This is a genomic window from Planomonospora algeriensis (assembly GCF_977012225.1).
Genome location: NZ_CDRNDK010000776.1, coordinates 1 through 1867, shown reverse-complemented (window position 1 = coordinate 1867; position 1867 = coordinate 1). Strand labels below are relative to the sequence as shown.

Below are 1867 nucleotides of genomic sequence, written 5' to 3'. Positions count from 1 at the left end.
CCGTTCATGATCCTGGCCGTCGTCCTGGCCGCCGGACTGGTCATCGGCCCGGCGCACGCCTCGCCGAAGCAGCGCATGCTCGGCGCGGGGGTCGCCGGGCTCTTCGGCCCGATGCACGTCCCGTCGAGGCGGCGCATGATCGGTGCGGGGGTCGTCGGGGCGTTCGTGCTGCTCGCGCTGCTCAATTTCTGGTACCTCTATCCCGTGCTCACCGCGGAGAGCATCCCGTACGCCGAGTGGCACGCGAGAATGCTCTTCCAGAGGTGGATCTGACCGTCCACATACGAGTTGCTTAGAGCTGATTTCGTAGGGTGGGCGACGTGCACGATCCACTACGTCACGTTCATCGTCAGGGCAGGCCGTCATACGGCAGACTTCGAGGCATGCCTGCACCGGACGTGGCCGCGCTCCTCGCCGATCTCGAACGGTCCGATCCCGATTGCGCCGAGGACGCCCGCGGTGCGATCGAGTGGCTGAGCGGCGGTGAGCCGCTGGAGACGATCACCGAACTCGCCGTCTGCGAGTTCCTCTGGTACACGCTGCCCACCAAGGTCTCCGGCGACCGGCCCGCGACGGCCCGCGCGCTGGGCCGGCTGCTCCGCCTGGGCGGGCTGGAGCGCTACGCGGCGCTGTGCTCCTCCCCCGTCACCGCGCAGATCCTGCGCACCTACGCCCGGGCCGGCGAGGACGCCGGGATCGCCGCCTACCAGTCGGCGCTGGACGCCCGCGGGGTGCTCCCGCCCGACGTGCCGGAGCTGCGGTGGAGCTCGATCATGGGACCGGAGGAGCTGGGCGCCCACGGCGCCTGCTCGGCCGCCCTGGAGCTGGCCATCGTCTCGGGCGGGCTCGCGCCCGGCTCCACCCGCGACCGCGAGGCCCTGACCCGCCGCTGGCTGACCGCGCCCCGGGCCGAGCTGGGTGGGGACAACTGGCTGCACCGGGTGCAGGGGGAGCGGCTGAACCGGTGGGTGCTGGGCCGGGGAACGGCCTGGCGCGAGCTGGCCCAGCCCTTCGAGGTCCGTCTGCACGCCCCGATCCCGGTTCCGGCCGGGGAGCATCTGGCGGCGCTGCGCTGGCTGCTGCGCCGAGGCGGGGAGCCCGGCGGGATCCCGCTCGTCCCGGCCCCGTCGGACTCGCTGGATTCCCGGGTCCCTGGGGACCCTGAGGACGCGGAAGGTCCGGACGACTCCGTCGCCGTCGCGCCCGCCGTGCTCGCGGCGCTCTCGGAGACGCCCGGCGGCTGGGGCGGCGACGAACTGGCCGCGGCGGGAGAGGCCGCCCGGCGGATGGGTGCGCTGGACCGGAACGGCCGCGCCCTGGTGACCACCGCCGCCGGGCGGCGCCTGCTCGGTGACGCGGACCTGCTCTGGGAGGCCGCGACGGCCGCGCTGCTCTCGCCCGTCTCCCGCGAGCACGACCTCGGTGTCTCCGCCAGGGAGGTGGCGCTCATACTGTTGGCCGACGGCCTGCCCGCCGACCGCGAGAGCGTGGCCGCCGTGATCGGCTGCGAGGAGGAGCGCCGGCCGGAGATCGACGCCTCCCTGACCGGGCTGACCCGCCTTCTGGACGCGTTCGGCCTGCGGGCGGGGGACGGGCTCACCCCGGCGGGCCGCGCCGCCGCGCTGGCGGCCCTGCGCGGCCACGCCCTGCGTCCTCGCCGGTACGTCAGCCTGGGGTGAGCCGTTCCCCAGCTCCACCCCCTTTTCATCCGACTATTTCTTCCCATAACGGGCAATAGCGGAACGTGCCCGAACCCACCTCCCGCGACGGTGCTCCGCAGCCGGGGACGGCCCCGGACACGCCCCGGGGCACACCACCGGAGGCGCCCGGCCCCCCCTCCCGAACCAGGCCCGGCCGCGGCCGGCCC

General features: G+C 74.5%; 1 protein-coding gene and 1 pseudogene. Both read left to right on the top strand.

All coding sequences use genetic code 11. The features are described 5' to 3' along the window. Positions 1–273: pseudogene (locus tag ACWJ6R_RS35650) on the top strand (phospholipid carrier-dependent glycosyltransferase); the annotation flags it as partial. 110 nt (positions 274–383) lie between these two features. Next, positions 384–1679, top strand: coding sequence for a hypothetical protein (locus tag ACWJ6R_RS35645; protein WP_449066432.1), 1296 nt, complete (start codon positions 384–386; stop codon positions 1677–1679). The last annotated feature ends 188 nt before the right edge of the window (positions 1680–1867 follow it).

Excerpts from the sequence above, each read along its gene's own strand:
- ACWJ6R_RS35645 (WP_449066432.1), top strand. The coding sequence starts at position 384 with ATGCCTGCACCGGACGTGGCCGCGCTCCTCGCCGATCTCGAACGGTCC.